At 65.0% G+C, this 26,755-nt stretch carries 28 protein-coding genes and 4 pseudogenes; 15 read left to right on the top strand and 17 right to left on the bottom strand.

Annotated elements, in window-relative coordinates; translation table 11 throughout:
- The first annotated feature begins 23 nt into the window (after positions 1-23).
- From ACVWZ7_RS01995 to ACVWZ7_RS01985, 3 genes are read left to right on the top strand one after another with little or no spacing between them, the layout of a single operon-like run.
- The gene (locus ACVWZ7_RS01995; RefSeq protein ID WP_456506782.1) at positions 24-1,622 is read left to right on the top strand and encodes a thiamine pyrophosphate-binding protein; all 1,599 of its coding nucleotides are present in this window, start codon (positions 24-26) and stop codon (positions 1,620-1,622) included.
- On the top strand, positions 1,619-2,992 hold the full coding sequence (locus tag ACVWZ7_RS01990) for an aldehyde dehydrogenase family protein (RefSeq protein ID WP_456506781.1): 1,374 nt from the start codon (positions 1,619-1,621) through the stop codon (positions 2,990-2,992). The genes ACVWZ7_RS01995 and ACVWZ7_RS01990 overlap by 4 nt, the downstream gene beginning before the upstream one ends.
- A gap of 40 nt (positions 2,993-3,032) precedes the next feature.
- Entirely contained in the window at positions 3,033-4,649 is a 1,617-nt protein-coding gene (locus ACVWZ7_RS01985; RefSeq protein ID WP_456506780.1) for an amidohydrolase, read from the top strand.
- A gap of 745 nt (positions 4,650-5,394) precedes the next feature.
- Here the strand turns inward: ACVWZ7_RS01985 and ACVWZ7_RS01980 are convergent.
- The 3 genes and pseudogenes from ACVWZ7_RS01980 to ACVWZ7_RS01970 form a co-directional block, all read right to left on the bottom strand.
- Positions 5,395-5,910 (bottom strand): hypothetical protein, encoded by a 516-nt coding sequence (locus ACVWZ7_RS01980; protein ID WP_456506779.1) that lies wholly within the window; start codon positions 5,908-5,910, stop codon positions 5,395-5,397.
- A 402-nt stretch (positions 5,911-6,312) separates the two neighbouring features.
- Entirely contained in the window at positions 6,313-7,278 is a 966-nt protein-coding gene (locus tag ACVWZ7_RS01975) for an amidohydrolase family protein (protein WP_456506778.1), read from the bottom strand.
- A 244-nt stretch (positions 7,279-7,522) separates the two neighbouring features.
- Positions 7,523-7,795, bottom strand: a pseudogene (locus tag ACVWZ7_RS01970) (transposase); the annotation flags it as partial.
- A gap of 553 nt (positions 7,796-8,348) precedes the next feature.
- Here ACVWZ7_RS01970 and ACVWZ7_RS01965 point away from each other — a divergent pair.
- Together ACVWZ7_RS01965 and ACVWZ7_RS01960 are read left to right on the top strand one after the other, a co-directional pair.
- Positions 8,349-8,648, top strand: a complete 300-nt coding sequence (locus tag ACVWZ7_RS01965; protein WP_456506777.1) for a hypothetical protein — start codon at positions 8,349-8,351, stop codon at positions 8,646-8,648.
- 27 nt (positions 8,649-8,675) lie between these two features.
- Positions 8,676-9,052: pseudogene (locus ACVWZ7_RS01960) on the top strand (CoA ester lyase); the annotation flags it as partial.
- 253 nt (positions 9,053-9,305) lie between these two features.
- Here ACVWZ7_RS01960 and ACVWZ7_RS01955 read toward each other — a convergent pair.
- Together ACVWZ7_RS01955 and ACVWZ7_RS01950 are read right to left on the bottom strand one after the other, a co-directional pair.
- Positions 9,306-9,671, bottom strand: coding sequence for a hypothetical protein (locus ACVWZ7_RS01955; protein ID WP_456506776.1), 366 nt, complete (start codon positions 9,669-9,671; stop codon positions 9,306-9,308).
- Between the two features lie 154 nt (positions 9,672-9,825).
- Positions 9,826-10,673 (bottom strand): annotated as a pseudogene (locus tag ACVWZ7_RS01950) (IS110 family RNA-guided transposase); the annotation flags it as partial.
- Between ACVWZ7_RS01950 and ACVWZ7_RS01945 the strand changes: the two are divergent.
- The 5 genes and pseudogenes from ACVWZ7_RS01945 (at position 10,612) to ACVWZ7_RS01925 (ending at position 15,160) form a co-directional block, all read left to right on the top strand.
- Positions 10,612-10,824 (top strand): helix-turn-helix domain-containing protein, encoded by a 213-nt coding sequence (locus tag ACVWZ7_RS01945; protein WP_456506775.1) that lies wholly within the window; start codon positions 10,612-10,614, stop codon positions 10,822-10,824. The pseudogene ACVWZ7_RS01950 and the gene ACVWZ7_RS01945 sit on opposite strands and share 62 nt — an antisense overlap.
- A gap of 256 nt (positions 10,825-11,080) precedes the next feature.
- Positions 11,081-11,932, top strand: coding sequence for an MBL fold metallo-hydrolase (locus ACVWZ7_RS01940; protein ID WP_091254656.1), 852 nt, complete (start codon positions 11,081-11,083; stop codon positions 11,930-11,932).
- A gap of 383 nt (positions 11,933-12,315) precedes the next feature.
- A complete protein-coding gene (locus tag ACVWZ7_RS01935) occupies positions 12,316-13,545 on the top strand; it encodes an ISL3 family transposase (RefSeq protein WP_456506774.1) in 1,230 nt (409 codons plus the stop codon).
- Positions 13,509-14,036, top strand: a pseudogene (locus ACVWZ7_RS01930) (recombinase family protein); the annotation flags it as partial. The gene ACVWZ7_RS01935 and the pseudogene ACVWZ7_RS01930, both read left to right, overlap by 37 nt.
- Positions 14,037-14,155: 119 nt before the next feature.
- Complete coding sequence (locus ACVWZ7_RS01925; RefSeq protein WP_456509050.1) at positions 14,156-15,160, top strand: LLM class flavin-dependent oxidoreductase; 1,005 nt, start codon at positions 14,156-14,158, stop codon at positions 15,158-15,160.
- Positions 15,161-15,248: 88 nt separating this feature from the next.
- Here the strand turns inward: ACVWZ7_RS01925 and ACVWZ7_RS01920 are convergent, their stop codons facing one another.
- Positions 15,249-15,812, bottom strand: coding sequence for a DoxX family protein (locus ACVWZ7_RS01920; RefSeq protein WP_456506773.1), 564 nt, complete (start codon positions 15,810-15,812; stop codon positions 15,249-15,251).
- A gap of 291 nt (positions 15,813-16,103) precedes the next feature.
- Here ACVWZ7_RS01920 and ACVWZ7_RS01915 point away from each other — a divergent pair, with 291 nt between their 5' ends.
- Entirely contained in the window at positions 16,104-16,394 is a 291-nt protein-coding gene (locus ACVWZ7_RS01915) for a restriction endonuclease (RefSeq protein ID WP_456506772.1), read from the top strand.
- Positions 16,395-16,633: 239 nt separating this feature from the next.
- Here the strand turns inward: ACVWZ7_RS01915 and ACVWZ7_RS01910 are convergent, their stop codons facing one another.
- From ACVWZ7_RS01910 to ACVWZ7_RS01890, 5 genes are all read right to left on the bottom strand, one after another.
- Positions 16,634-16,837, bottom strand: a complete 204-nt coding sequence (locus tag ACVWZ7_RS01910; protein ID WP_055802320.1) for a cold-shock protein — start codon at positions 16,835-16,837, stop codon at positions 16,634-16,636.
- Between the two features lie 464 nt (positions 16,838-17,301).
- Positions 17,302-17,535 carry a hypothetical protein gene (locus ACVWZ7_RS01905; RefSeq protein ID WP_456506771.1) on the bottom strand — a complete coding sequence of 78 codons (234 nt, stop codon included), beginning with the start codon at positions 17,533-17,535 and terminating at the stop codon, positions 17,302-17,304.
- Positions 17,536-17,710: 175 nt separating this feature from the next.
- Positions 17,711-18,373, bottom strand: a complete 663-nt coding sequence (locus ACVWZ7_RS01900) for a DUF1254 domain-containing protein (RefSeq protein ID WP_456506770.1) — start codon at positions 18,371-18,373, stop codon at positions 17,711-17,713.
- Positions 18,370-18,975: a DUF1214 domain-containing protein gene (locus ACVWZ7_RS01895; protein ID WP_456506769.1), complete on the bottom strand. Its 606-nt coding sequence runs from the start codon at positions 18,973-18,975 to the stop codon at positions 18,370-18,372. The genes ACVWZ7_RS01900 and ACVWZ7_RS01895 overlap by 4 nt, the downstream gene beginning before the upstream one ends.
- Positions 18,976-18,988: 13 nt before the next feature.
- Complete coding sequence (locus ACVWZ7_RS01890; RefSeq protein ID WP_456506768.1) at positions 18,989-19,138, bottom strand: hypothetical protein; 150 nt, start codon at positions 19,136-19,138, stop codon at positions 18,989-18,991.
- A gap of 281 nt (positions 19,139-19,419) precedes the next feature.
- Between ACVWZ7_RS01890 and ACVWZ7_RS01885 the strand changes: the two genes are divergently transcribed.
- The 4 genes from ACVWZ7_RS01885 (at position 19,420) to ACVWZ7_RS01870 (ending at position 21,958) form a co-directional block, all read left to right on the top strand.
- Complete coding sequence (locus ACVWZ7_RS01885) at positions 19,420-19,902, top strand: glycosyltransferase (protein WP_456506767.1); 483 nt, start codon at positions 19,420-19,422, stop codon at positions 19,900-19,902.
- 153 nt (positions 19,903-20,055) lie between these two features.
- On the top strand, positions 20,056-20,667 hold the full coding sequence (locus ACVWZ7_RS01880; protein WP_456506766.1) for a recombinase family protein: 612 nt from the start codon (positions 20,056-20,058) through the stop codon (positions 20,665-20,667).
- Between the two features lie 41 nt (positions 20,668-20,708).
- Positions 20,709-20,936, top strand: coding sequence for a helix-turn-helix domain-containing protein (locus ACVWZ7_RS01875; RefSeq protein ID WP_456506765.1), 228 nt, complete (start codon positions 20,709-20,711; stop codon positions 20,934-20,936).
- Between the two features lie 110 nt (positions 20,937-21,046).
- The gene (locus tag ACVWZ7_RS01870; RefSeq protein ID WP_456506764.1) at positions 21,047-21,958 is read left to right on the top strand and encodes an NmrA family NAD(P)-binding protein; all 912 of its coding nucleotides are present in this window, start codon (positions 21,047-21,049) and stop codon (positions 21,956-21,958) included.
- A 186-nt stretch (positions 21,959-22,144) separates the two neighbouring features.
- Here ACVWZ7_RS01870 and ACVWZ7_RS01865 read toward each other — a convergent pair whose 3' ends face one another.
- The 6 genes from ACVWZ7_RS01865 to ACVWZ7_RS01840 all read right to left on the bottom strand — a co-directional run bounded on the left by ACVWZ7_RS01865 (position 22,145) and on the right by ACVWZ7_RS01840 (position 26,304).
- Complete coding sequence (locus ACVWZ7_RS01865) at positions 22,145-22,651, bottom strand: hypothetical protein (protein ID WP_456506763.1); 507 nt, start codon at positions 22,649-22,651, stop codon at positions 22,145-22,147.
- Positions 22,652-22,893: 242 nt separating this feature from the next.
- Positions 22,894-23,310 (bottom strand): VOC family protein, encoded by a 417-nt coding sequence (locus tag ACVWZ7_RS01860; RefSeq protein ID WP_456506762.1) that lies wholly within the window; start codon positions 23,308-23,310, stop codon positions 22,894-22,896.
- Between the two features lie 140 nt (positions 23,311-23,450).
- The gene (locus tag ACVWZ7_RS01855; protein ID WP_456506761.1) at positions 23,451-23,894 is read right to left on the bottom strand and encodes a hypothetical protein; all 444 of its coding nucleotides are present in this window, start codon (positions 23,892-23,894) and stop codon (positions 23,451-23,453) included.
- A 112-nt stretch (positions 23,895-24,006) separates the two neighbouring features.
- Positions 24,007-24,852: an anti-sigma factor gene (locus ACVWZ7_RS01850; RefSeq protein WP_456506760.1), complete on the bottom strand. Its 846-nt coding sequence runs from the start codon at positions 24,850-24,852 to the stop codon at positions 24,007-24,009.
- On the bottom strand, positions 24,839-25,411 hold the full coding sequence (locus tag ACVWZ7_RS01845; RefSeq protein ID WP_456506759.1) for an RNA polymerase sigma factor: 573 nt from the start codon (positions 25,409-25,411) through the stop codon (positions 24,839-24,841). Before ACVWZ7_RS01845 ends, ACVWZ7_RS01850 begins: the two co-directional genes overlap by 14 nt.
- A gap of 179 nt (positions 25,412-25,590) precedes the next feature.
- Positions 25,591-26,304: a DUF4397 domain-containing protein gene (locus ACVWZ7_RS01840; RefSeq protein ID WP_456506758.1), complete on the bottom strand. Its 714-nt coding sequence runs from the start codon at positions 26,302-26,304 to the stop codon at positions 25,591-25,593.
- Between the last annotated feature and the right edge of the window lie 451 nt (positions 26,305-26,755).

The raw sequence follows: 26,755 nt of genomic DNA, 5'->3' as shown, positions 1-26,755 counted from the left end.
CCGCACAATCAAAGGACCCAGCCGTGACCAGCACCATCCCCACCAACAACGTCGGCCTCGCCGTCATGACCACCCTGCGGAACTACGGGATCGACGCAATCTTCGGTATCCCCGGCACGCACAACCTCGAGTTCTACCGGCACCTCAAACCGCTCGGCATCCGCCCGGTCACCACCCGCCACGAGCAGGGAGCCGGATACGGCTCCGACGGCTGGAGCCAGCTCAAGGGGCTTCCCGGCGTCGTGATCACCACATCCGGACCGGGACTACTGAACGCCATGTCAGCCGCCGCCACCTCGTACTGCGAATCCCGGCCCATGATCATCCTGTCCCCGGGCGCACCGCGCGGCAGCGAATTCTCAGACATCGGACTCCTGCACGAAACCAAGGACCCCACCGGCGCCGTCCGGGCACTGATCGGGCGCAGCACCCGCGTTTCCAACGGCACCGAGGCCGTGGAACTGATCCACGAGGCCTTCGCGTCCTTCGCCCACGGGCGACCGCGCCCTGTCCACATCGAGATCCCGCTGGACCTGCTGGAGTCCGCCTCAGACGTCCCGCCCGCCGTCCTGGAGGCACGGCCGCTCGGCGCCCCGCAGAAAGCTCCCGACGACGCCGTCGCGGCCGCAGCGGAAATACTCCGGAACGCGTCCAACCCCGTAATTCTGGCCGGCGGCGGATCCCTGGGAACCGGCGCCGCCCTGCTCCAGCTCGCAGAGCTCCTGCAGGCCCCGGTGATCACCACCATCAACGGCAAAGCCGCCATCCCGGAAGTACACCCGCTGTCCCTCGGCTCGGAGATCCGGCTCACCGCGGCCCAGGACCTCTGCAACGCCTCCGATGCGTTGCTGATCGTCGGCAGCAAGCTCGGCGAGTCAGAAATGTGGGGCGGAAAGATCCTCCCGCAGGGTCGCTGCATCCGGATCGACATCGACCCCGTCCAGCTGCACTGCAACCTCAGCCCCGAGCTGGAACTCCTGGGCAACTCGGCCGCCGTAGTGCCCCAGCTGCTCACGGCACTCGCCGGTCACGAGCCGGCAGCGACGCCGGACCTGGCCCCCCTGCGCGCCGAGTTGCAGGCCGAAGCCCGCTCCATGGCGCCCGTGCTGGCCAGGATCAACGAGATCCTCGCCGGCGCACTGCCCCCGGATACCGTCATCGCCGGCGATTCCTCGCAGATCACCTACTTCGGCACCACATCCTTCTTCCCCATGCAGCAGCCGCACCAGCTCCTGTACACGCCGGCCTACGCCACACTGGGCTACGGGCTCCCAGCCGCGATCGGCGCCAAGGTGGCCGCACCGGACCGCCCCGTGGTCGGCCTGATCGGCGACGGTGCACTCATGTTCGCCGTCCAGGAATTCATCACCGCCGTCGAACAACGCGTGGACCTGCCCATCATCTGCATCAACAACGGCGGCTACGGCGAAATCCGCCAGAACATGGAGGACCGCGATCTGCCTCCTGTCGGCGTGAACCTGACGCAGCCGAACTGGATCCGCCTGGCCGAAGGCTTCGGCCTCACGGCCTTTAATGTCGAGTCCCTCGACGACCTGGCAGAGACCGTCACCAAGGCACTTGCCGTGAAGGGCCCCAGCCTCATCCACATGAGCATCCAGTGAGCGCCACAGCCACGGCCGGCACCGCGTTCCGCGTGCTCAATCCGGCCACGGGAGAGGTCCTTGCGGAGTACGCGGAGGCCGCAGCAGCGGAGGTTGATGACGCCGTCGAATCGGCGCGCCGCGCCTTTGCCGGCTGGGGCCAGACGACGGCGGAACAGCGGGCTGCGGTGCTGGGGAGGGCGGCCGGGCTGCTGCTTGAAAGGAAGGAGACGCTTGCCCGGCTTGCCACCGAGGAAATGGGCAAGCTGCTGCGCGAAGCCGCCGCCGAAGTGGAGTTCTGCGCCGAGATCTTCGCTTACTACGCCGGGCACGGGCCGGGATTTCTGGCGGACGAGACGCTGGACTTTGCCGACGCGGTACTGCAGCGACGACCCCTGGGGCCGATCCTTGGCATCATGCCGTGGAACTACCCGTACTATCAGATCGCCCGCTTCGCGGCGCCGAACCTCATGCTCGGCAATACGCTGCTGATCAAACCGGCGCCGGCCTGCCCGCGTTCGGCCCTCGCGCTAGAAGAGCTGCTGCTCGACGCCGGCCTGCCCGCAGGTGCGTACCGCACCGTACTGGCCGGCGGGGAACAGACAGCCGTAATGGTGTCCGATCCCCGCATCCAAGGGGTCTCGCTCACCGGTAGCGAACGGGCCGGCGCTGCAGTGGGCGCCCTGGCCGGGGCCGGACTCAAGAAGCACGTCCTGGAGCTGGGCGGCTCGGACGCCTTCATTGTGATGGACAGCGAGGACCTAGACTCCGTGGTTGACCTTGCCGCCGCGGCGCGGATGGAAAACGCCGGTCAGGCCTGCACCTCGCCCAAGCGTTTCATTGTGGCCGCTCCCCTGTACGAGGACTTCGTCGCCGGGCTGCGCACGAAACTTGCGGATTTCGTTCCGGGGGATCCTTTGGACCCCGGCACCACTCTGGCCCCCATGTCCTCCACAACAGCGGCCCGGAACCTGATCGCCCAGATTAATGCCGCAGTCGCCTCCGGGGCCAAACTACACAGGGGCGGCAGGCTGAGCGGGACGGCCTTCGTGACGCCGGCACTCCTGACAGACATCCGCCCGGGCACGCGCGCCCACCGCGAGGAGCTCTTCGGCCCGGTGGCCGTTGTCTACCGGGCCGAAGACGAGGACGACGCCGTTCGCCTTGCCAACGATTCACCGTACGGGCTGGGAGCCGCGGTCTTCACGCAGGATCCCGAGCGGGCCGCCCGTATGGCCGAGCGGCTGGACGTCGGGATGGTCAGCGTGAACCGGCTGGCGCCCTCCTCGGCTGCGCTGCCCTTTGGAGGGGTCAAGAACAGCGGCGTCGGCCGCGAACTGGGGCCGCTTGGCATGGACGAATTCGTGAACCGGAAACTGCTGGTCCGCTGAAGCAGACGCAGGAATCTTTGAACATTGAGGAAGGAACGCAATGAACGACATCAAGAATGCCGGGCCGAAGTCCACCGCGTGGGAGTGGGTTGAGGAGCAGAAGGAACAGCTCTCCGCTTGGCACACGAACATCTGGGAGCTTGCCGAGCCTGCCTGGCGGGAGTACGAGTCCTGCGCCTGGTACGTGAAGACCCTGCGCGAGCACGGCTTCACGGTGGAGGAAGGCAGCGGCGGCATGCCCACGGCCTTCTACGCCGAATGGACCAGCCCGGCAGGTCCGGGCGCCCGGATTCTTGGCTACGCCGAATACGACGCGATCCCGGGCAACTGCCAGGCGGCGTCCACCAAGCGTGAGCCCCGCACGGGGATGTCCCGGTTCGCGCCAGGCCACACGGATCCCCATTCCGCCTTGGGTATCTCAACCCTGGCCGGTTTCCTCGCGGCGAAGGACGCCATGAAACGCCACAGCATTCCGGGCACCCTGGTGTACACGGGAGAGCCGGCCGAGAAGGTTCAGGGATCCAAGGTGGTCCACGGCCTGCGCGGCTATTACGACAACCTCGACGCCATCATTTCCTACCACCCGTTCTACATGATGCCCCTGTGCAATACCGCGCGCTGGGACACCCACTGCGGCTCGTACTACAGCAAGATCTACACCTTCACGTGCGACAACCCCGAGGGCTGGAACAACACCTACGGTGACAGCCCCATCCCGTCCTCGCACTCCGCTGCCCGGGCTCCGGGCGCCGACGCAGCACTCTTCACGATGTTCTCGCTGACCAAGACCACCCAGGATTCCATGCTGCCGCAGGCCGGCGGCTGGTCGCTGTCCGAGGCGATTCTCACCGCCGGACAGGCCACGGCCGACAACCAGCCGGCAGGCCTGGCCCAGATCCAATACTCCTGGCGCTGCCCGAGCCTGGCAGAAGCTGACTCGGTGCTGGCCGTGCTGGACCGCAACGCCGAACTCGCCGCCGCCGCCTCGCACTGCACGGTCAGCTCGCGCTGGGTGGCACGGAACCGGCCCGGCATTGCCAACCACACCGTGGCGCAGGTGGCGTGGGAGAACATCGCCGCCGTTGGGGCACCCGTCCTGGACGAACGGGCGCGTGAAATCGGGCGCGAAATCCAGGCCTCGTGCGGGGTGGAACCCATGGAAGATCCTTTCCACCCGGCAACCGCCAAGCTCATCAACCCGCAGGACGCCGAGGCGGAGCTGCGGCGCCACATCCCGGCAACCCAGCAGAACTGGACCAGCGACGACTACGTGGAGATGACCTGGTACGCACCCACCATCCGCTTCTACACGGCCCGGCCCACGCTGGCCCCGGATGGAAAGGGCACCGCGTACCCCGGCTGGGCCATGACGGCCATGGGCGGCATCCCCGAAACCATCGACCCCACCATCACGGCCACCGGCAAGATGATCGCAGGCATGGTGCTGGACCTGGTGACCCAACCGGATATCCTTGCCGCGGCGAAAACCGAATTCGAATCCGAGAAGATCCGGCGCGGATCCCTGGCACCGCTCCTGCCCGCCGGATTCAGTGCGCCCACGGACTTCCGCTGGCCCCAATACATCGGTGAGGGCGATGCCCGTGACTGGTGGATCCCCGTTTCCGAGGAAGGGTGGAACACCGCGGTCGGCAGCTAGTGTTCCGCGCCTGAAATCCGGATCCTGGCATGGGGAGTGCCCCATTCGAGAAGGGAGTCTTAGTAGTTCGCAAATATTCAGAGCTGCCAAACACTACCAAATGCATCGCGGGAACCCTTAAAGGAAGAGAGCCGAGGACAGGCCCCACGATGTCGGGGATGCCGCAGGGCGGCGCACAATGTGAGCGCTACCGCCGGGCGCGACGCCCTCGTCCACCGGCCGATGCAGCGGTATCGTGCCCACGGAATTTCAAACCTACAGAGTCTGGAGGCGAGAGTGACTGTTACTAGAGCTTGCGGAATCGGACTTCGCCTGCAACGAGAGTAAGGACTTATGACCATTCAAACGCGGTTCCCCATTTCCGCTCGGTCGTGTTTACCGACTGTATCTGCCGGCACGGGCGGCTCCCTGCACGGTGTCTTCCTCGCGCCGACCAACAGTGTCGCTGATGAGTACGAGTCGGATCGGGTAGCGTCATTGACCTTGTTTCGTTGTCTGCCGCGCGATGGGGGAGTGCCCGCAAAGAGTGTCCCTGTTCCTTGGCAGTGGGACTACGAGGGCCTTCAGGTTGAGTTGACCTCAATGCCAAGATCCGACATTCATCACCGGCTGGAACGACCGATGCCACCCCTTCGTCTGGCCCAAGACGAACGAACAGATCCTCCCGAAAGTCAACCGTCCCACAGCTTCAGAAACGCGATACTGGATCCGAGGGACCCGTATGCGGGACTCCGGCCTGGCTCGTTTACATGAGAGCATCCGGGATGCCGAATCGCCTCCCAATGAGTACGCGAATGGCCGCAAGTAAAGGCTGATCTTCCAGCTCAACGCCCTCGCCTCCGTAATACACGCCGCCCGTTTCGTCGGCCACTGCATCAATGTCTGAAAGCCTGAGAATCTCGCTCACGCGAAACTGATACTCGACGGGGGTCATTTGGCGAGACACACGAACTGGAATTGTGCTGAGTTTGCGCGCGACCTCAGCATCGGTGGATTCGGTCATGGGCGCTCGTCGCGCTAACTGGTTCCGGTGCTGTCCGTGGGAGAAGATGACTTCCTGGTTCGCATCCAAGCGAAGGTCATCGGTGGTGACGCCGGCCAGCGTCAACAGAACGTGCGTCTCGAAGATCCGGATCGCACCGATCTTTCCGTAGATGACCTCGGCACCCTTGGTGAGGCCGAAGTGGGCCCCGATGAAGGATTCGTTCAAATCCCTCGCCGGAACCGCGTACTGATCGATGCTGCCGCCTGGGAAGATCATGTGTTCCTTTCGTAGGTGGACCTTGTCGTGCCGATCCTACGGGAGCGGCAATATGCGGCGTCGGGCTTGTTGCTTGCCCTCTACAGCATGATCGCCGAGGGTATGTGAAGCAGATTTTCTGAGCCTTGGCCGAACGATCGGCTGCCGGACTCTAAAAGTGGGTCAACGAGAGCAGATGGTTGTTCCACTCCTTGTCGGCATATCAGCGCAGGTAGGGCGACCGGCCCTCGGGCGTTACAACGCCTACATATGCCTCGTGTGGACCGCTCCCGACGTAGGCAGTGCCCTATTTGACGTCGATCCATTCGAGGGTCCTCGCTGCGAAATGCGGCGGCGAGCCATAGAGGCAGGAACATCTCCACTGGAACCCCTGGCCAGGGAGCGCAACGCGCACAATATGAATTAATCCTGATCAGGCCTCAGCCGGGGAAACAGCGCCTCGGAATTGCCGCGGTCTATCGCCGCGCGCAGGGAGGGATCCAACGGATAATTCTCATATTCCATATTCAGGAAATCGATCGCCGCAGAGGGTGCGAACGGGAAGTCAGTTCCGTACGTGATGCGGCCCGGGTCAGCTACCTCGAGCAGGCTGGGCAGCGCCGCCGGGCTGGCGGACAGGGCCACGTCGTAATAAAATCGCCGCAAGACGGACTGCTTCTTATCTCCCAGCGCGGCCAGCGCGCTGAGGGCCAGGTCCTTATCGTTGAGCATCGTCAGCAGGATCCTGTGGGCGATGTAAGGCACGAAGCCGCCCGCGTGGGCGAGGATGAACTTGATTCCCGAGAACTTTTCCATCGCACCGGACAGGATCAGGCTGATAGCAGTGCGGGTGGTGTCGAGCATGAAATCTGCGGCAAAGGCGGGTATGCCCGGCACCGCCGGGGCCGGCAGTTCAGCGGGGTGGATGAACACTACGGCCCGGCGGTGGTGCAGGAACTCCAGCAGAGGCTCAAAGCCAGGATCGCCCAGATAGCGCCCGGCGTTGTTGGCCAGCAACACGATCCCGTCCGCGCGCAGGGTGTCCAGGGCGTACTGGGCCTCCGCCAGGGCGCCTTGTACGTCCGGCAGCGTGAGCGTCGCGAAGAACCCGAACCGCTCAGGCCGGGCCGCGACCACCTCTGCACTGTATTCATTGATCTCCCGGGCCCGCCGCCGTGCCTCCGCAGCGTCCCCGAAGTACACGCCGGGCGTGGACAGGGACAAGATGGCGGTCTGCACGTCGTGCCTGTCCATGAACTTTAACGCTGAGCGCTCGGACCACGACGGCAGGCCAATGCCACCGGGGCGGATACCCTTTTGATGCATCCAGCGCGCATACCCAGGCGGAACGATGTGCTGGTGAGTGTCAATGCGGTACGGACGGGCCATCCGGATCCTTGTCCACGTGCTCGTTTCGCTGATACGCGGGACCCTCAGCGGATGTGAACAATCTACTCCCAAATCCGACCCATGAGCAGACCACCGGACCGTGCCAGGGACTCAGCCAGACCGTCAGTGGGCGCTCTTCACAATCGTGTGCACCAACCGCCGCGGGCGCTGGGGGCCGTTCACTTAGTCGCCCTGCTGGTGCTCCGCGGTCAGCGTGCGTCCGGGGGTGTCCCTATGCTTTTGGTCAAGCGGCCTGGAGTGCCTTTTCTTGGTAGAGGGTGCCGTTTTTGAGCATCGCGTGGATGACGTCGCAGCGCCGGCGGGCGAGGCAGATGATGGCGGCGTTGTGTTTCTTTCCTTAGGCGCGTTTCCCGTCGTAGTAGGCATTGGAGAGCGGGTCGTGGCAGGAGGCTATCCAGGAGGATCTGAAGAGCGCATTTTTGAGTTGTTTGTTGCCGGAGCGGGCAGGGAATTCGCCGCGGATGGAGGTGCCGGACCGGCGGGTGACGGGCGCGATGCGGAACGACGACCGGCAAGTACCTTGATCTTCAACGACCCAAGGAATCCGGCGCACAGGACGGCATCCAGTCCCTCCGCCATTGAACCTGTGCTGTCAGTCAATGTGCCTCCCGATTGTGGCCGCCTGAACTGGACCGGATGGCACTTGTTGTCCATTCTTCCGCGGCCTGTGAGCGCCATGGCCCCGTTCTTTGGCGCCTACCGTCCTGATTCGCTGCCAGACAGAATAGGTGTGTTGCCCCGGATCCTGGTGGCGCCATCCTGTCAGAGCACTTTCCAGGAGGCCCGTGATGCGAGGCAACCCCACGATCGGTCAAGCGTCCACCCATCCGTACCAGCGGTCCGGGCCCATCACAGATGTTCCGCGCCTCGGACACAGTCAACCGGATGCGGAGCAGCGGGGCCAGCAACCTGATGCCGGCCGGGCGTGGCCGCCGTCGACGTCGGCCCTGGGTCTCGAGGAGCTCGCCGCCGAGCTGGCCGGGTTCCTGGGAAGACGGCAAAGACCGGGTCTGAACCGGCCGCCATCTGCCACTGGTCTTAGAAGCAGCGTGCAGGATTCTGGCGTTTGGCGGGACCAGCTGCTGGCAGAGATCGAGGATCTCGCCAGGGACCTGAAAAGAAAGGTCGCCCGGTATGCGTCGTTGCGGGCAGCCCACTCCGGCGCGAGCACGGCCCCGGCCGATGCCGCCGCCGTGACGTGCATCCACCAGGCTCTGGAAGATATCGCCGCGACTGCCCTGGGAGTGGAGACCGCATTACGGGAATTGTTCCTTCGGGCAGGGATGAACGCCGGGCGGGCTTTGAAAGTTGGGACAGCACAGGAAGAAACGGCAGCAACCGCAGAATAATCCGCCGCATCGGAGTTAGACAGACCTATCCTCGACGCCACCAGCCCTTTCTGGGTCGACGCCCTCACCGGGCTCCGCGGTACCCCCGGGTCTATGGGGCGTCATGCTGGCAACGACCGAATCGGCCACCAGGCCACGGAGAACTGTGACCGGATCGACGGCACGACCCCCGGTCATCCTCCTCGTCGAGCCGCCACTGGCATTGAGGAAGCCAACGACGCGAAGGCCCAGGTTGCCGTCCGCCTTGCCTTTGGCTCGGGTGACTTCCGCCGCGACACTGGCATGGCGGCCACCCCGGAAGCCATGGGCTACCCGCGCCAAGCTGGTGGTAGCCAGCCGCGTCGGCAACCTACCCGGCCCCATCGACGGCCACGGCCGGCACGAGGACGCCGCCTAAAAGGGAATGACCGGCAACTTGTCGTCACACAGGAAACGCTGAAGAAAATGTGGTGATACACGGGCTGTTCCCTCGCCTCGGTGACATCCATTGCTTCTGTACGCCATGAGGGCCCAGTCCTGACTCCGTTCACAGGTCGATAGCATCGCAGTGACCCGGCCTGCACCAGCCTCTGAAGGTATCTCGGATGAAGATAACAGTTGTCGGATGGAAACTTGGTCCTCTGCCCCAGCACTCCGGCGCTATGGGCATGGGCGTGTCTATTCGGGGCCGCGGATGTCGAGCTGGGGGTCCTCGGGTTGGGCTTCCGATGCCACCCGGTTGGCTGGCCGCTTGGGCGGAATCTGGGCCGTCACCAGCCTCCGGGTTCCACTCCAAAGTGCCGGGGGTGCGTCGATGAAGTAGGCCAGTCGGTAGGCAACTGCCTCATAGTTAAGCCTCCACCCCCGGAAGTGCGGCCACGCCTGTTCCGCCGAATGTTCCACCGGGTACCCGACCGACCGGAGCATATCCACGGCCTCGTTGAATTCGGCAAACGTCAGCTCGGTCTCCGCGTCCGGGTCGACGTCCTCCACGACGGGAATGGAAAGCGCGTAGGCGATCTGGTTCAGGCAGGAAAATCCCATCCGTATGAGACGCCGGCGTTCATGACCTTCCCGGTCGATGCCGGTCTGCCGGGCAGAACAGGTTCCGCGGCCTAGTACAGCTGGATGGTGATGGTGCGGAGGACAGCTTTGCTGGCGAACACCGTGACGGCGGGGGGTGCCTCTATGGTTTTCGTCAAGCGGCTGAGGGTTGTCGTGGTTCGCAGAAGGTGCCGTCTCTGAGCATGACGTAGAGGGTGTCGCATCGGCGGCGGGCGAGTGCGATGAGGGCCTGGTTGTGGCGTTTGCCCTCGGTTCGTTTCCGGTCGTAGTAGGCCCTCGACAGAGGATCCTTCAAGGCGGCGAATGCGGAGAGGAACAGGGCGCGCTTGAGAATCTTGTTTCCTTTCCGGGATGGGTGGTCACCGCGGATGGAGGACCCTGATCGCCAGGTCACCGGTGCCAGGCCTGCGTAGGACGCCAGGTGGCCTGCGGAGCCGAAGTCTTTGCCGACGATCTCGGTGAGGATCCGTGCTGCGGTCCTGACGCCGACCGCCGGCAGAGACGTCAGGACCGGGTGAACAGGGTGGGCCTCCACGAGGGCTTCGACCTGGGTGAAGACGGTCTCCGGGACTCGCGGATGTCGGCGAGCATCCGGGCCAGCTGGGGCAGCACGATCGTGGCCGCGTTGGTCCCCACGACGGTGACTGTTTGCTGGTCCAGGGCTTCGATGATCTCCCCGCCAAGGCGCTTACCCATCCGGGGTGCAAGCTTTGTCAGCCGGGTCTCGATCCGGCGCCGGCCCGCGTGGCGCAAGGCTTCGGGGGTCGGCCGGGTCCGCAGCAGATCCAACACTGCCGGGTGGTCCAGTCGCGGGCCAAGGACACGCTCCAGTGCCAGGTGGATCTGGGTGAGCAGGCCGCGGATCCGGTTCGACGTTGCGGTGGCCTGTTTGGCCAGGTCGTCGTAGAAGCCGCAGAGCATGGTCAGCTCGGCGCGCGACACGATGATCGAACGCACCAGGGCCGGGCTCGTAGCGGCCGCAGCCAACAACCGCCACGGTGGGAGGCCCCGCAAAATAGACGACGCTGCCGCTGCCCGGGCCAAGGCGCTCAAGGGCAAAGGCATCAGCGCCTCTGACATCGGCAAGATGCTCGGAGTCTCCCGCGCCACTGTGTACCGATACTTTCTCTAAGCGGTCTGGCTTCTAGGGTTGATAGACGCCCTGGACTGTAGCGCTTAGGGCACGTTGACCGGGCTTTTGTGGGCCGGGCATAGGGGGATCAGAGGTTCGTGTATTACGGGCGCTTCGGACATCCGGTAGGGGTCATCGGTGGCTCCCGAGGACCCGGTCGCTAGCCAGCCCTGACGAACGAGGTCCCATGGATCCGCGGGCACGGCACCCCTCCGCCCCGCTGGACGTACGCCGTGTGGTGTGGTCAGGTTAGGGAATGGAGCGTTGGGACGGCACGACCAACCGGATCACGGTCCTCCACGACGCGTTCGGGAACCGACCCGGCCTGATCAAGGACTGGGGATTCGCCGCACTCGTCGAGTTCGAGGGGCGTCGGATCCTTTTCGACACCGGAAACGACTCGTCGACGCTTGCCGCCAACGCCGACGCCCTCGGTGTTGACCTGCGCGCGATCGACCTTGTTGTGGTCTCGCATCGGCACGGCGACCACACCTCCGGGCTCGGTCACCTCCTACACATAAACCCCGACGTCCCTGTCTACGCCCCGGCCGAGTTGTACGGCGTGTTCGGCTCGCGCCTGCCCGGCCACTTTTACCCGCGCCGTCCGTCGCTGCCAAGGTCCATGCAGTACTACGACGGCGAACCTCCCGACGTCATCCACCACGGCACGCCGTGGCCCGGCGCACGATTCAGCTGGGTCGAGGAATTGACCCCATTAGGGAGCAACGCGTGGCTGATCCCCGTCGTCTCGGAGGTGCCGGGAACGCGTGAGCTGCGCGAGATCACCCTCGCGCTGTCGACATCGCAGGGACTAGTGCTCGTGGTGGGATGCTCCCACCCGGGGATCGAGCGGATCCTGGAGGCCGCTGCCGCGATCGACGACCGTGTCTACTGCATCGTCGGCGGCCTCCATCTAGTCCTCGCCGACGAGCCCGAGGTGCGTCGCGTCGCGCACGCACTTCGCGACAATTGGCACGTGCAGACCATCGCCCCGGGACACTGCACGGGTGAACCTGCCTTCCTGACACTGAGCGAGGCGTTCGGCGACCGCTACCTCTACGCCGGCCTGGGGGAATCGGTCCCAGTCCCGCGACCCGCCGCGATGTGACGCGGATACCACTGATCTGCGGTCGCCCGTCGCCCGCGCAGCCACGATCAAGGCATCGACACCCGCACGGTGACGTGATCGACTGGGTCAACGCTGCTTGACATGGAAAAGGAGCTCATCACCGCCGAGCCGAATGCCGGCCACATGGCGAGGCCGTGTCGGCGACTCAATCAGTCTGTAGCGAATCCGGCCTGCTTGAGCTCGCGGCGCCACACTTCCCGCCATTGAGAGTCGTCGGCGTACGGGATGTAGACGAGGCCATTGATGGCTCTTCGGACATTCGGTGGCGTGTGGGGCTCGCCGGGTTGATGCTGGGCGGGTAGGGGTCGAGGTCCCCGAGGATCAGTAGTGCTAACTCCCTGATTCCGACCGAGGACCTCGACGTGCTTCACCTTACTTCGGGGTGCGCTGACGCGCGCTCTGCCACCGCCCCGTGTTCCCGTTGTGACCTGCTTGTTGGTCTCGATGGTGTTCATGTCGAGCATGTCGACCGCCGTGAGGACGTGCTAGTCGTGACGGTATCCAGCCCGGCCGCCCCGACCGGATGCCCGGCGTGCGGCGTGATCGCCGTGGGCCGCGGACGACGCCGACGGGTCCTGCACGACGTGCCCAGCGTGACGCGGGTGCGGATCGTGTGGCGGCAACGGGTCTGGCGGTGCACCGACGATGCGTGCAGCGAGAAGACGTTCGTGGAGCAGCTCCCATCGATGGTCGCTGCGCGGGGTTCGATCACGCAGCGCACAACCGCGTGGGCGGTCGGTCAGTTGCGTCGCGAACACGCGACCGTGCACGGTCTGGCCCGGCAGCTGGGCACGTCGTGGAAGACGGTGTGGCGTGCGATCGAACCCGAGCTGGTGCGGCTCGCCGCCGACGAGTCTCGGTTCGAGAACGTCACGACACTCGGGGTGGACGAGCATGTCTGGCATCACGTCGACTCGCGAAAGCGGGGCCCGAAGGAGCTGACCGGGATGGTCGACCTCACCCGCGACGCGAAGGGGAGAACGCGGGCCAGGCTGCTGGATCTCGTGCCCGGCCGGTCCGGGGCCGTCTATAAGGTCTGGCTCGACGAGCGTGGCGACGCGTTCCGGGAGGGCGTCAAGATCGCCGCGTTGGACCCGTTCGCTGGCTACAAGACCGCGATCGACGACAAGCTGCAGGACGCTGTCGCGGTGCTCGACGCATTCCACGTGGTCAAGCTCGGCACCGCAGCGGTCGACGAAGTCCGCCGCCGGGTGCAGCAGGACACGCTCGGGCATCGGGGACGCAAGGGCGACCCGCTCTACGGGATCCAGACCATCCTCCGTGCCGGGGAAGAGAACCTCACCGACAAGCAAAGCGCCCGCCTGCACGCCGCGGTCGAGGCCGACCCCGCGCACGACGAAGTGTTCGTCGCGTGGCAGTGCGGCCAGCTGTTCCGCTCCGCCTACCACCAGAAGAACCTGGCCGACGGACGACGAATCGCGCAACGCGTTGTAGACACGTTCCCCACCTGCCCGATCCCCGAGATCGCCCGCCTTGGCCGCACCCTGCGCCGATGGAAGGACGCGTTCCTGGCCTACTTCACCACCGGGCGATCGCCGGCGTGCAGAAACGCGACGTCTTCGCCGACGTGACCCCGGGAACCAAGACCGCGATCGAGCGTCCCGGGATGAAAAAGCTCCTCGAGTACGCCGAGGATGGCGACACCGTCGTGGTGTGGCGGGTCGACCGGTTGGGCAGGTCACTGATCGACGTGCTCAACACCGTGACCGTGACCGTGCTGCGCGACCGCGGGATCCATGTTCGCTCGATCGCCGACGGCATTGACCCGGCAACCTGGACCGGGCGCATGATGCTGAATATGCTCGCCACCCTTGCCGAGTATGAGCTCGAGCTGATCGTAGAGCGGGTCACCGCCGGCATTGCAGCCGCGAGGCAGAACGGCACACGCTTCGGCCGGCCGGTGTCCGACCCGAACGTCATCGCGGACAAACTGGCGATCGCCCATGACGCCCGCGCGAAGGGACGCACCGCCGAAGACGCCGCCCGCCTCGTCGGCTGGAGCCGCGCAACGCTCTACCGCCACCAGCAAGCCATCGCTGCACGCGAGAGCACCACAACATAGGTGCTCCTGAACGGCGGGTGACGGAGGCCTTCATTTCCATCCTCACCCAGGTAGCGCCCGAGTTAGGCCCTCGGACCTCGCTGCGCTCGGGCTGTAGAAGCTCTTTTTCTTTTTTGCTGCTGTCCTTCGGCCATTGGACTGACCACCCGGAGTCCGGCACGCGCAACGCGTCGGATGCGCTGTTGGAGGGGATCGACCTCGCGGTCGCGGCCGAGGAGTTGGGGGCGGATGGCGCTTACTTCCGTGTCCACCACTTCGCGCAGCAATACGCCTCCCCGTTTCCGCTGCTCGCTGCGATCGGGGCACGGACAAGCGGCATTGAGATCGGTACCGGCGTGATCGACATGCGCTACGAGAACCCGCTCTACATGGCGGAGGACGCCGGCGCGGCCGACCTGATCTCGGGCGGACGGCCGCAGCTGGGCATCAGTAGGGGTTCACCCGAGCAGGTCGTCGACGGGTGGCGTCACTTCGGCTTCGCCCCCGGCGAGGGCGAGTCGGACGCCGATATGGGCCGCAGGCATACTGAACGTCTGCTCGAGGTACTCACTGGCGAGGGCTTCGCGGCGCCGAGCCCCCGCCCGATGTTCCCGAACCCTCCGGGACTGCTGCGCGTGGAGCCGTACTCGGAGGGCCTGCGCGAGCGCATCTGGTGGGGTTCCGGTTCGAACGCCACGGCTATCTGGGCGGCGAAGCTCGGCATGAACCTGCAGAGCTCCACGCTCAAGGATGACGAGAGCGGCAAGCCCTTCCACGTCCAGCAGGCCGAGCAGATCGAGCTCTACCGGCAGGCCTGGAAGGAGTCGGGGCACGAGCGGGAGCCGCGCGTCTCGGTCAGCCGCAGCATCTTCGCACTGACGGACGAGTGCGACTGGCAATATTTCGGCCGCGACCGCCACAGCTCCGACCAGGTGGGCAACATCGACGAGAAAACGCGCGCGGTCTTTGGCCGCTCCTACGCCGGCGCCCCGGATGAGCTGGCGGCGAAGCTGGCGGAGGACGAGGCGATCGCCAGCGCAGATACCCTACTGCTCACGGGCCCCAACCAGCTCGGTGTCGACTACAACGCCCACGTCATCGAGTCGATCCTGAAGTATGTGGCGCCGCAGCTCGGCTGGCGCTGACCCCGCATGGCAGATTCCCCCTAGGAGACTGCTGAATTAGGGGCTTGGTTGGCCAATGCATGGGCGCCTGAGGCGTGTCGGGATAGGTTTAGCCTTCTTCCACCGGCGATCCGGAATCCGGTGCCACCGTGTCGTCGGCCAAGGCTTTACGCCGTCGGTAGATCTGGATGCCGATGGCTGCCGGTATCACGGCTAAGGCAGCTGCCCGCATCCAGGGCCGGTCCAGGACGTGGCCGGTCAGCGAGTCCAGGGAGAAGGGTCCGGGCCCTCCGATGGTGAACGATGCTGCCGCCAAGCCCAGCACCGCGGGGTACTCAAGGCCGCCCTCTGTCGCGAAGAAGCCGTTAGGGGCATGGACGCTGGCCGCGACGCCCATCGTGGTGGCAGCGGCGGCGCCGGCGGCGGGAGTGGCCAGCCCCAGGGCCAGGGCAACACCGGCTCCTGCTTCACCCACGCCTGCGAGGATGGCACTGGGTTTTGCTGGGCGAAAGCCCATGGCGTGCATGCCCTTGCTGGTCCCTTCGATGCCTCCTCCGCCGAACCACCCGAAGAGTTTCTGGGATCCGTGAGCGATGAGCACGCCTCCGAGGGCGACCCGGAACAGGGTTTGTGCGGCGGCGGCAGCCTCAGGGCTGGTTGTGGCATGGCGCATAGGGTCCTCCTTGGATTGGCCGTGGCGCTGCGCCGCCCGGCGCTCCTTGTCCAGCACGATTCTACGTCGGCGGGACGAACCGGTCACGGGAAGGAACGTTCAGGAAGACTCTTCTCCCGCCGCAGGCGTCAACAGGAGTCACCGGTACTGCAAGAAGTCGTGCAGCAACATGACAGCTCCTGAGCGGGTTTGGCGCGCCCGGCGGTGGTGTTCCCCTAGTCGTTGAGTTCGAAGGCGGGATCGAGGTCCTGCAGTGTTCTAAGGCGTGGCCAGGTTGAGGCGACCCGGGCGGTGGGCAAGGTTGACGCGATGGGCATCCGGGCCCCGGCGGAAGTCAAACACCACGCCTCAGGCATCCCGCCTGCCATGATCCGGGCCGTCGTCGGGGTGGCGCACATCGAGGGCAAGCAGGCGCTGTTCTTCGCGAGGACCGGACACACGGAGGCGTCGATTGAGTTCGCCGACCGGGCAGGCGCGGCCCTCTTTGTCTACGACTTCGAGCGCAGCACACTGCAAGCCCGGACCGAGGCCGCTCAGCGCGCTCTTGCCGGCGGCCTCCCTGCCATCGTTCCCGGGCGCTAGGTGTGGCCTGGAGGAGAGGATAGCCGAAGGCCCGATTCGACGCCCGGTATTTGGTGGAATCAAAATAGGCCAAAAACTCGCGTTCCCGGCACACTAATTCTTGAAGTGACAGGTGGGTCCTCGACTTGATCGGCGACCTGCTGCCCGGATTAACGTCATCGTGCCAGATGTTTACTCTGGCTCCCGGGCAGAGCAAGAGACTGGCCGGCCGCATCGGCTGACCAGTCTCTCGGGGACTGTTAGAGCGGCTGGATGTTCTCAGCCTGGGGGCCCTTGGGGCCCTGAGTGATGTCGAACTGAACCTTCTGGTTCTCGTCGAGCGAGCGGTAACCGCTGGATGCGATTGCCGAATAGTGTGCGAACACGTCAGCGCTTCCGTCGTCAGGGGCAATGAAGCCGAAGCCCTTTTCGGAGTTGAACCACTTGACAGTACCTGTTGCCATGCTTGATTTCCTTCACGGGTCGCTGGGCGGTTCCGCTTCTCGGAATACCGTCCCCGCCACTCACATGGACGAGCCTATGTGCGATCGTTTGCAGGGGCAACAGTTGGTGTCGGCAATCTGGTTGACCTGCGCTCCTGGGACTTCGGGATGTGGAGTGCCCCGCAAGCCCGGTCGGGTGAACCGGCCAGTGCGGGGGCCATAGGCAGTGCACTGCTGCCGGTCTGCCTCAGCGGGTCTGAGAGGTGATCCGTTGCCGGGCATCCGGCTCTCCGATCCGGCGGTGCAGGGTCGCGCGGGACATGCCCAGGTCACGGGCCACAGCTCAGAATGGCGGTTATGCACGCACCGGTCGTCTTGCATGGCATGGGTTTCGAGACACCGAGGTTTCGAGACGCCGAGTCGGATTAGCAGAAGGAGTCTGCCTGCCCGCAAGGGGAACCCTCAGCGGGACGCGGTAGGAAATTTCAGCCGGCAGTCAGTTCCTCGTCGTTGGCGACAGCCTCGATCCAATCCACAGCCTCGTCGGAAAGCCGGGGACCGTCTGCTGGTTCGCCAGCCCACCACTCAGAATCGGTCGTGCCGCCCGTAACCGCCATGATGCCTGCGATTACATTCGGTGGCAGCGGCTCCCCGTTGTGCTCAAGGAGCCAGTCGCGTGTTTCCGCATCGACCAGAGGCCACCACTCTTGGATGTTCATGAACGCAGTATTGCATCGACGAAGTCGTGCGTACACATTCCCAGCGGGCCGAACTACGGTGAAGGTACCGGCTAACGAGCGCAGCTTCCCCCGCTAACGACGCCCTTAGGGATCCCTCAACGGGTGCCTTGTGGGTGGCGAGTTCGGAGCCGTGGGGATCGGTTTTCGCGAAGGCTCACGCTGTTTTTGCTGGCGTGAGCTGGATCAGCTTCGCGAGTTCGTAGGCCGTGTGGCGGTCATCTTCGTTGGCGACGAAGACCCGACCGATCAGCAGGGCGGAGTTGTGGGGCACGTCGATCCGGGTCATGCCGTGTGGCGTATCCCCGTGCCATTTGGGTTCGCAGAGGAGGAAGTCGCCGTTAGCGGTTCCAGTGGTGCGTTTGCCCACGTAGGCAAAGTTGGCGCCGCTGGTCGGGTCGGTGAACTGCACGCTGTAATAGCGTTGTTCCATCTCGGGCACGTGCAGCACTTGTGGTCCGGCGGTGACATCCAACCAGCCGCCAAAGTACAGGACGTCGTCGGTGCCGGTCGCGATGACACTGCCGGACAAAGCGGACTGAGACGGGCTCTCTGGCACGGCACAGATCGTGTTCACAGGGATCGGTCCGCCACCCAGCCCGCGCCGGACAAATATTCGTTTGAAGCCGCCCACTGTGATCCGCGGCCAGAAGTAGATGAAGACGATTGTCCCGATCACCCAGATGGCCACAGTTGTCGCTGCCAGCAGAGTGATCGAGCCCAAACCGCCGGCCGCGATTCGCCTGTAGGTGACCCACGCGAAGATTGCCAGGATGGCGATGGTCGCCGGAGTGGCGTGTTTCAGGATCAGGCGATTCATGACTGCACCTGTACGACCGGCGGAGCCTCGTACCAGCCGTCTAGGATGGCCGCTCCGGGTAGATAGACGCGGAGCATGAGCTTGAACCGGCCGGGCGGTGTCGCTACCCAGTTCTGCGCTGTGCCGGATGGCTGATTCGGTTGGAGCAGAATGTCGACTGAGCCGTCGGCGTTCGTCACGAGACCAGAGTGGTCGTTCACGCTTGCCCGCCCGGTTGGGGCGTTGACCATATAGCCGACGGTGTCCGTCGCGGTTAGCGACCAGAAGGCATCATGCGGTGGAAGCTGACCTGCCGAGAAATGAAGGCGATACGCATGTTCCCCACTGAGACGCTTCCCCGCGTCATCACTGGTCGCTGTCCAGTAGGCGGCCTCTTCAAACACGCTGACAACCGGGAGCGCCTTCTGCAAGGCCGCACGAACCAGTAGTCCGTTGCCTGGACGGCCAGCTTTGCGAATCGCGCTCCAGCCATTGACGGTCTTCGTCTCCGTCTTCGCCACGGCGTTCAAGACCAGGACTGTGGTGAGGTACGCGAAGGTTAGGCCCATGATCAGACCCTGGACTATGCCGGAACCCGCGACCCAGGCAAGGAAGCCGCTCACGATGACATCCGCATCACAGCACCCCAGTTCTGAACAGCACGACAACGGTGACCACCGCGGCGACGATGACGCCAGTGGTCAGCCCGCCCTGCAACGAACTGGGATGCCAGCCCGCGTTGGACTTGTTTGGTCGGAACCACGGCTTCGGCGCTTTAACATCCATGAGTGAAAACCTAGCCTGATTCCCATCGCATGAGAGACCAAAGGGCCAGCGCTACGCACGCGTTGTTAGGGCCTCCAGCAACAATGCGACCCGCGCCCGCTAGCCGGTCCCTCAACGGCCCCGCCACTTTCATGGCGTCCTTCCCGTTCTCCACGGCATCAGCCCCACCGTATTCCCGCGTCCGGCGGACTGGCGATCCGGGCTCACCATGACCGGCTACTGGTGGTCGGAAGGTGAGCCGGGCTGGCAGCCACCTGCGGAGCTGGTCGAATACCTCGCGGATGGACCGCCCCCCGGTGTTCATCGGCTTTGGTAGCAGTGCGGCCCTGGACGCAGAATTCATGCTCGACGCCGCGCGCCGTGCCGGGGTTCGCGCGGTACTGCAGGGCGTACAGGGTGTCGCCGGGCCCGATGCCATCAGCATCGGTGCTGTTCCGCACGAATGGTTGTTCCCGCAGACGGCCGCGGTCGTCCACCACGCCGGAGCAGGAACCGCCGCGGCGGGGCTGCGCGCCGGAGTGCGGACGGTCTGCGTGCCGATATATACGGACCAACCGTTCTGGGCCGCACGGATCACGTCCCTCGGCGCGGGCCCGCAACAGGTCCCCTACAAGGAACTCACCACCGAACGGCTGTCCGACGCCATCATGCAGGCCGCCACGACGCCGGCCTGCGCCGCACGAGCACGCCAGCTGGCAGCCACGCTCGCAACGGAAGACGGAACCGCGCCCCTCGCGACAGCGCTGCGGGCCGCTGCTAAGTAGATGTAGCGCGTTCCAAAAACGACCGTATCTGCTACAAATGAGCAAACTCATCAAAGAGATTCAATGATCCCTCGATCTTTGTAGCGAAACTAAGTGCCGGTTTCTATGTGCCGGTTCTTCTGCTTGTTGACGGGTATTGGTACATTTGGGCGCATGGGACATCTGTTGGGCTATGCCCGGGTATCGACCGGCGATCAGGACGCGGCCCTGCAGCAGGACGCCTTGAAGGCTGCCGGCTGCTACCGGATCTTCACCGACACGGCTTCCGGGTCTCTGGAGTCCCGGCCTGAACTAACGAAGGTTCTGGATCAGCTCCGTCCCGGGGACACGCTGGTTGTGTGGAGACTGGACCGGCTCGGCAGGTCCATCCGGCATCTGATCGACCAGCTGGCCGATCTTCAGGATCGGGGGGTTGGGTTCCGGTCCGTGCAGGAGGCAATCGACACTACCTCCTCAGGCGGACGTCTCGTCTTTCACGTGTTCGCGGCACTTGCCGAATTCGAGCGGGATCTGATCCGTGAGCGGACCAACGCAGGCCTTCAGACTGCGCGGGCGCGCGGGCGCGTTGGTGGTCGGCCCCCTTTGCTGACGAAGGACAAGCTCCGGACCGCCCGCCGGATGTATGAGCAGAAGGACATGACGGTCGAGAAAATCGGCGAGGTCCTCGGCGTCAGCCGGACCACCGTCTACCGGGCGCTCCGGCGCGAACCGGGCCCTGTTGCGACGCGGCGGCGTTCAACAGCGGCACAGAAAACAGTCCGATGACGGCCGGAGGCAGCGGCACCCTCACCGGTGACACTGCCTCCATGCCTGATCAGACAGCGTTGGTGCGCTGGCAGATCCTGCGCCGGCATATCGAAGAGGGCGTGCCGCTGACGACTCTCTCCGCAGACGAAGGCATCGGACTGCGGACGCTGCAGCGCTGGCACGCAGCCCACAAACGCGACGGAGGAGTGAACGCGACGGGCGGCAGCGGAGTTCGCACCGGGACGCTCCGGGTACGAACGCCTAACCATCCACAGCCCGAGTCATAGTCGGTGTCGTTGCCGGCACGGAGCGGCCGTTGACTGCACCCCACCTCTCAGTCCGTCGATGTCGTACCAAACTCCCGCGACGCCACTCACACAGAGAAGAGCACCTCATTATGACCACTGTCCTCGTCGCCGGAGCCACTGGTGACCTCGGCCACCGGATCGTCCGAGAGCTGCTCGCCGCCGACCCCGAAGCCTTCGTTCGTGTTCTGACCCGCCCGGGCGGCGGAACCGCCCAGGCGATGTACGGGGAGCGGGACCGCGTTGAGATTCGCGAGGCCGCCTATACGGACCACGTCGGCCTCGTCGACGCCCTCTCGGGAGCCGACATCGTTGTGTCCGCAGTCAGCGGCGGGCGCTCCGTCATCCTCGACGTCCAGCAGGCGCTGCTAGCTGCGGCCGTTGAGGCCGGTGTGACACGCTTCATCCCGTCCGACTACTCGGCTGATTATCGCCGGGTCACCCCGGGCAGCAACCGCAACTTCGAGCTGCGCAGGGAGTTCGCCGCCGACCTCGATGCCAAGCCGCTCCACGCCACGTCCGTGCTCAACGGAGCCTTCGCGGACATGCTGACCGGACAGGCTCCGATGATCCTGTTCAGGCGGCACAAGATCCTCTACTGGTCCTCGCCGGACCAGCTGCTGGACTTCACCACCAAGGACGACGTCGCCCGCACCGTCGCGCACGTGGCACTGGACGACGCCGCGCCACGCGTCGTCGAGGTGGCCGGGGACCGCGTAACAGCCCGAGGCATCGCGCGGATCATGACTGAGCTCACTGGCGCTGCGTTCACCACCCAGTGGGCAGGCACCACGGGAATGTTGTCCGGCATGGCCCGGATCGGGCGTCGCGTATCAAAGGACGAGGAAGCGGCCTTCCCTGCCTGGCAGGGTATGCAGTACTTCGTCAGTATGTTCAGTGGCGAGGCTGAACTGCATCACGTGAACAACGACCGCTACGGGCCGCAGGCTTGGACGAGCGTCCGTGACGTCCTTGAGGCGCACATAAAGCACGGCGCGACCTAGGGCTGAGGACGGCGAAAGCTACTCAGCTTGGCCCGCAGCCACCCAACTCGCACCCTGCGTCCGCCACCCGGTGTTTGTTACTTCCATGCCCGAGTCGGTGCAGCGAGTACACCCGAGCGGTCCTGAACGTTAAAGGATCCGCAAAGGGCACCCGCGCGTCTCGTGCCCCCGCTTGGAAACAGGGTGTCAGGCGTGGTTTTTGAGGCGGATGGTTCGTGCCTGATGAATGGCAGCCAGGGCCGTGGCGCTGGCGGTGAGTCTGAGCGCGTGGACCCTGTACCAGCGCTGCAGCAGGGGCTGGCGGAGGCTTTCGCTGAGTGGTTGTGGGCTGAAGAACAGCTTGGGGTTGATGTTCCGGAGCAGGTACGCGGTCGCGGCCGCACCGGTTGTGGAGCTGGCGGCGGCCACTATCAGCCAGGGCCTGCTGTCGGCGTGCTTCCAGCCGGCCACGAGGGCGGCGATGGCGGCAGGGGCGATGACCGGGGCGATCGGGGCGTAGTACCGGCCCGGGCTTCCGGCGCCGAAGGGGGACCGGGGGAGTTCACGGCTGGCTTCGGCGGCCGCGACCCGGTGCGGGACTTTGACGATGGCCTCGTAGAGATTGCCGAAAAACCAATGCGCGTGGCTGAACTCCGCGATACCCAGGAGCCGATCAGTGAGCACATCCCGATGGTCTGAGGAATTCTGTCCCATGGCGACAACCTACCGCCGATGCCCGGGGCCCGGCTACCGGTCCACGTGGACGGTCGACATGATCATGGCATCCGCATCCGCATCCGCATCCGACTCTGGACCCGGGCCGTGGGGGACTCCGTACGACGGACTGCGTCCAAGAAACGGGGTGTTTCGACGTTTTCAAGACCGCGACTGAACGCGGCGGCTGTCACCGGTGGGCGTAATGTCCAGCGGTCACAAGAGATGCAGAAGGTCGGGTGCTAGTCCTTGGCGCCGGCGATGTTGACCAGCCATGCCACACCGAATTTGTCGTTGCACATGCCGAAGGTGTCGCCCCAGGGCGCGGTTTCGAGTGGCATGGAGACGGCGCCGCCGTCGGCGAGCTTCTCCCAGTAGCCGCGGAGTTCGGCGTCGTCATCACCGCTGAGGGAAACGCTGTAGGTGTTGCCGGGCTGGAACTCCATGCGGGCGGGCGTGTCCGACCCCATCAGTGTCAGCCCCGAGGGCGATTCCAGCTGTGCATGCATCACCAGATTCTCTTCGGCAGGATCCTGGCTCGCCTGAAAGTCGGCAAAGGTGCTGATGGTCAGCTCGCCGCCGAAGACGTCCTTGTAAAACTCCATGGCTTCGCGGGCATTGTTGCGGAAACTCAGATAGGGATTGAGTCGGGTCGTCATCGGGATTCTCCTTGGCTCCGGGTGGGCGATTACGTCACCACCGGCCCATGCTAGCAGTGCGCCACCGGCCCGCAACAGGGGCCCGGCACGACGGTTCAGAGTTCCCTTGTTCTCTGAGATTTACATCGGAGTGCTGCGCTTTAACGAAAGATCAGCAGGAGGAGTAGGAGGAAGAGTCCGGTGAAGAAGAGTACGCCGCGGAGCCACGCGCCGACGGATTGGGCGGTCCTGACCAGCGCCGGGTCCGCGGGGATTTGGACGTTGTAGAGGGCCGCTGCCACCCTCACCTGGTAGCGGACTACCTCCTGGCGGAAGATGAACCAGTTTCCCGCCAGGAGTAGCATCCCGAGCCCAAGGTCCAGACTGATTCCTGTTCCGGCTGAATCGATCCCTACCCCGGGCACCAAGACGACGTATAGGCCACCGGTAGCCAGGAATACGCACCCTGCGCGAGTTAGCTGCCTGCTCTGCCGGTGGCCGCCGTCGCGGTTTCGCTGCAAAGGGGAACGACCGGCTATGAACCCCAATGCCAGGGCCAGTGCGACAAGCGAGGCGCCGGACAGAACCAGCAGTGGCTCGCGCACGGAAATCCTCTCCGAAGATTCAATGAGGCCAGATTATGGTTGGCGCCGGTTTGAAACCAGCATCGGCAATACTCCCGGTAGTTCAGTTCCCAAGGGAATTGGAGGTCAGGTTTTAGGGTTGAGTGTTCCGCGGGCGATGCTGTCGGCGGAGTCGGGCCGGGTTCCCGTTGTACGGCTGGTCGGAGATGTCGACGATGGGGTATTGGGCCAAGTCGACGCCGGCAGGGATGGTAAAGACGCCGGATTCATTGGCGAGGACGCCCAGACTGACCATCTTGGATAGGTCGGCAGAGCCGACCCACACCCCCCGGAACCCGGAAATGTGGTCGTTGGAGAGCCGGATGATCAGGTGCCGGGTTCCATCGGGGAGTTGCTCCACCTGGGCGTCACCGCTGCCGGTGTGCGCGGGCAGTGGAGTCAGGGATGTTTGGGCGAGGATGATGGCGGCGGGACCCGACTGGGTGGGTGCGGGGGCAGGCGTGCCGGTGTGTTCGAGGACTCCGGCGGCGGTCCATCCGGCGGCCGTGCCGAGAACGATTCCGGCGGCAACCGCGGTAATCCAGAGACCGGGACGGGCATGCCGCTTTTTGGCGCCGCGCCGCAGTGGAATCGGCGCCTGTGGTTCGGTGCCGCGCTGCTGCGGTGTGTCCGCTGCAGCAGGACCGGTGGCCGGCGTCCCTGATGCCACGGGAGGCCAGTCGCTTCGCCGGGTTAGGGGGTCCGTCGCGAGGTCCGGGGAGAGCCCGAGGGCTTGATGGATGGCGGTCCAGTTCTGGCTGCCGGGTTTCTCGAGTTCGATGTCCGTGGGGTCGAGGGTGGCTATGTGCACGGTGTGCCGCAGGTTTCGGAGGGTTTCGCCGCACTGGGGGCAGTTGGCGAGGTGGTCTGCGTCGTTGTCTGTGCCCAGGGGCTCGCCAAGGGCCAGCAGACTGAGAAGTTCGGCGTCAAGGTGTTCCATGTTCCACCTCCAGGCGGGTGCGTAAGCGGGTGAGGCTGCGCCGGATGTGGCTTTTGACGGTCCCGAGCGGCAGGTTCAGCCGCGATGAGATCTGGTCGTGGGTCAGGTCTTCGTAGAACGCCAGCCGCATTATTGTCTGCTGTGGATCCCCTAAGTGCTCCAGTTCTTCGTCCAACGTCAGGCGGTCGGCGACCTCTTCGACGTCCCCAGCATCTGGGCGGGAAACGGGGGCAACCACCAGGTGAATGGCCGCTTGTTCGAGATGGCGCTGGCGGGAGCGGGCGGACAAAGCGTCGGAGACTGCGTTGCGGGCAATCCCGATCAGCCACGCCGGCAGCCGCGCCGCCTCGGGGCGAAAGCTGGTCCGTGATTTCCAGGCCCTAATGAAAACCTCCTGGGTGACGTCGTCGGCAGCGGCACGCTCTCCCAGGGATCTCAGCGCCAGCGTGTAAACCAGCGGACTAAACCGTCGGTAGACCTCGGCAAGGATGCGTTCGTGGCCGCCGGCAAACGCCTGATCGAGACCGGGGTCCCAATCATGCGCGGCGGCAGCCTCCATCAGGTGCTCCTTTGAGCGGCAACGGGCCTTGTTGAACCACATTATGCCGCTCCGGCGGGGGACTCCGCCATGGCCGGACGGCGTCAGCCGTCCGGGTGGTCACGGTGCGCGGGCCGGTGGGGACGCGGACAACGCGTCCCCACCGGCAGAACGGGCTGGGCTGCAGGAGCTGCGGAGGGCTACTCGTGGTGGCCTTCGTGTCCGTGCGATGAGGAGTCCACGACCTGTACGGCGACGTCGAGGTTGTCCGCGAGGCTTCCCCAGGCGTAGACGATGGTGTTTTTTCCCTCGGTGACCTTGACGTCGGCGGGGCCGATCAGCGGAGCTGTGGTTCCCTCTGCTGCGACCGAGGCAGAGACGGTTCCGGCCTTGAGGGTGAGGGTCTTTTGATGCGGGTTGGTGAGTCCTTCAATGACTACTGTCCCGCCGGCCAGGACATCGACGGCGGGGGCCGCAGCGACGTGCCGGACGGTCAGCTTGCCCTTTCCATCCGGGCTGGTGGAGGTGTCATTGGTGAAAAGGGTGGCCGTGGGGGTCCCGTCAGCGGCCAGATGAGCGACCGCCGTGTAGTCCCGGCCCGCTTCGAGGTCCACTGTGACCGGGCCTATCACGGGGTTGTCGGCGCTGGTGGCGTCGGCACCGGTGATCGCAATCTTGTGGTCTCCGTCCGGGACGTTCAACGGCCCGGCCAATGTGCCCGGTGTGAAGTTATCCAGGGTGAGCTTGCCGTCGACCCAGACGTCGACGGTAAGGCCCGGAACGCCGTGGAGGACGGACAGTCTTGCTGTTCCATCGTCGCGGTGGTGCCAGGTGCCGGCCTGGGCCGGGGCGGCCAGGGCCAGTGCTGCCAGTAGCGTCATTGCTCCGGCGGCTGCAGAAAGTGTTTTACGCATTTCCAACTCCTCATCGAGGCCCACATGGGGCGGTGGTTGTACTTACACCCTTACTACCGGCCAAAGGCCCTGCCCGGATGCACCCTTACCAAAGTTTTCTTTGGCCCTGGCTTAGCCTCTCGGCGGATTCGGATTCGGATTCGGATTCGGATTCCGGGCGGAGGGCTGTGGCTCCGCGGACCACGGCGCAGCCGGGCTGGTTCATCAAGGGCATGCTGACTGTGCACGGCTTTACGGGATACCCGTGTCCGACGGCGCAGACGCCAGACTGGCTCCATCGTCAATGGACGATGGAGCCAGTCTCTGGGGTTGCGAATCGTCATTCCGAGCGAGAATGACGCTGTGGCGTGCCCCTATGCGGGCTGCTGTGCCACGGCACAAAAGTATGCGTCTGACCTGCGTTTTTCCTTGGCCTCACCCGAGCAGGCCGGCACCCCGAAATCCCAGCTCG

It is taken from the genome of Arthrobacter sp. TE12232 (assembly GCF_054062615.1).
The sequence above is the reverse complement of the archived record's forward strand: the minus strand, read 5'-3'. Positions and strand labels throughout refer to the sequence as shown.

Coding starts and splice junctions, on each gene's coding strand:
- ACVWZ7_RS01985 (WP_456506780.1), top strand. CDS start 3,033: ATGAACGACATCAAGAATGCCGGGCCGAAGTCCACCGCGTGGGAGTGG.
- ACVWZ7_RS01980 (WP_456506779.1), bottom strand. CDS start 5,910: ATGATCTTCCCAGGCGGCAGCATCGATCAGTACGCGGTTCCGGCGAGG.
- ACVWZ7_RS01975 (WP_456506778.1), bottom strand. CDS start 7,278: ATGGCCCGTCCGTACCGCATTGACACTCACCAGCACATCGTTCCGCCT.
- ACVWZ7_RS01955 (WP_456506776.1), bottom strand. CDS start 9,671: ATGGGATTTTCCTGCCTGAACCAGATCGCCTACGCGCTTTCCATTCCC.
- ACVWZ7_RS01945 (WP_456506775.1), top strand. CDS start 10,612: ATGGTCAGCTCGGCGCGCGACACGATGATCGAACGCACCAGGGCCGGG.
- ACVWZ7_RS01940 (WP_091254656.1), top strand. CDS start 11,081: ATGGAGCGTTGGGACGGCACGACCAACCGGATCACGGTCCTCCACGAC.
- ACVWZ7_RS01920 (WP_456506773.1), bottom strand. CDS start 15,812: ATGCGCCATGCCACAACCAGCCCTGAGGCTGCCGCCGCCGCACAAACC.
- ACVWZ7_RS01910 (WP_055802320.1), bottom strand. CDS start 16,837: ATGGCAACAGGTACTGTCAAGTGGTTCAACTCCGAAAAGGGCTTCGGC.
- ACVWZ7_RS01905 (WP_456506771.1), bottom strand. CDS start 17,535: ATGAACATCCAAGAGTGGTGGCCTCTGGTCGATGCGGAAACACGCGAC.
- ACVWZ7_RS01900 (WP_456506770.1), bottom strand. CDS start 18,373: ATGAATCGCCTGATCCTGAAACACGCCACTCCGGCGACCATCGCCATC.
- ACVWZ7_RS01890 (WP_456506768.1), bottom strand. CDS start 19,138: ATGGATGTTAAAGCGCCGAAGCCGTGGTTCCGACCAAACAAGTCCAAC.
- ACVWZ7_RS01885 (WP_456506767.1), top strand. CDS start 19,420: ATGGACCGCCCCCCGGTGTTCATCGGCTTTGGTAGCAGTGCGGCCCTG.
- ACVWZ7_RS01880 (WP_456506766.1), top strand. CDS start 20,056: ATGGGACATCTGTTGGGCTATGCCCGGGTATCGACCGGCGATCAGGAC.
- ACVWZ7_RS01875 (WP_456506765.1), top strand. CDS start 20,709: ATGCCTGATCAGACAGCGTTGGTGCGCTGGCAGATCCTGCGCCGGCAT.
- ACVWZ7_RS01870 (WP_456506764.1), top strand. CDS start 21,047: ATGACCACTGTCCTCGTCGCCGGAGCCACTGGTGACCTCGGCCACCGG.
- ACVWZ7_RS01865 (WP_456506763.1), bottom strand. CDS start 22,651: ATGGGACAGAATTCCTCAGACCATCGGGATGTGCTCACTGATCGGCTC.
- ACVWZ7_RS01860 (WP_456506762.1), bottom strand. CDS start 23,310: ATGACGACCCGACTCAATCCCTATCTGAGTTTCCGCAACAATGCCCGC.
- ACVWZ7_RS01850 (WP_456506760.1), bottom strand. CDS start 24,852: ATGGAACACCTTGACGCCGAACTTCTCAGTCTGCTGGCCCTTGGCGAG.
- ACVWZ7_RS01845 (WP_456506759.1), bottom strand. CDS start 25,411: ATGGAGGCTGCCGCCGCGCATGATTGGGACCCCGGTCTCGATCAGGCG.
- ACVWZ7_RS01840 (WP_456506758.1), bottom strand. CDS start 26,304: ATGCGTAAAACACTTTCTGCAGCCGCCGGAGCAATGACGCTACTGGCA.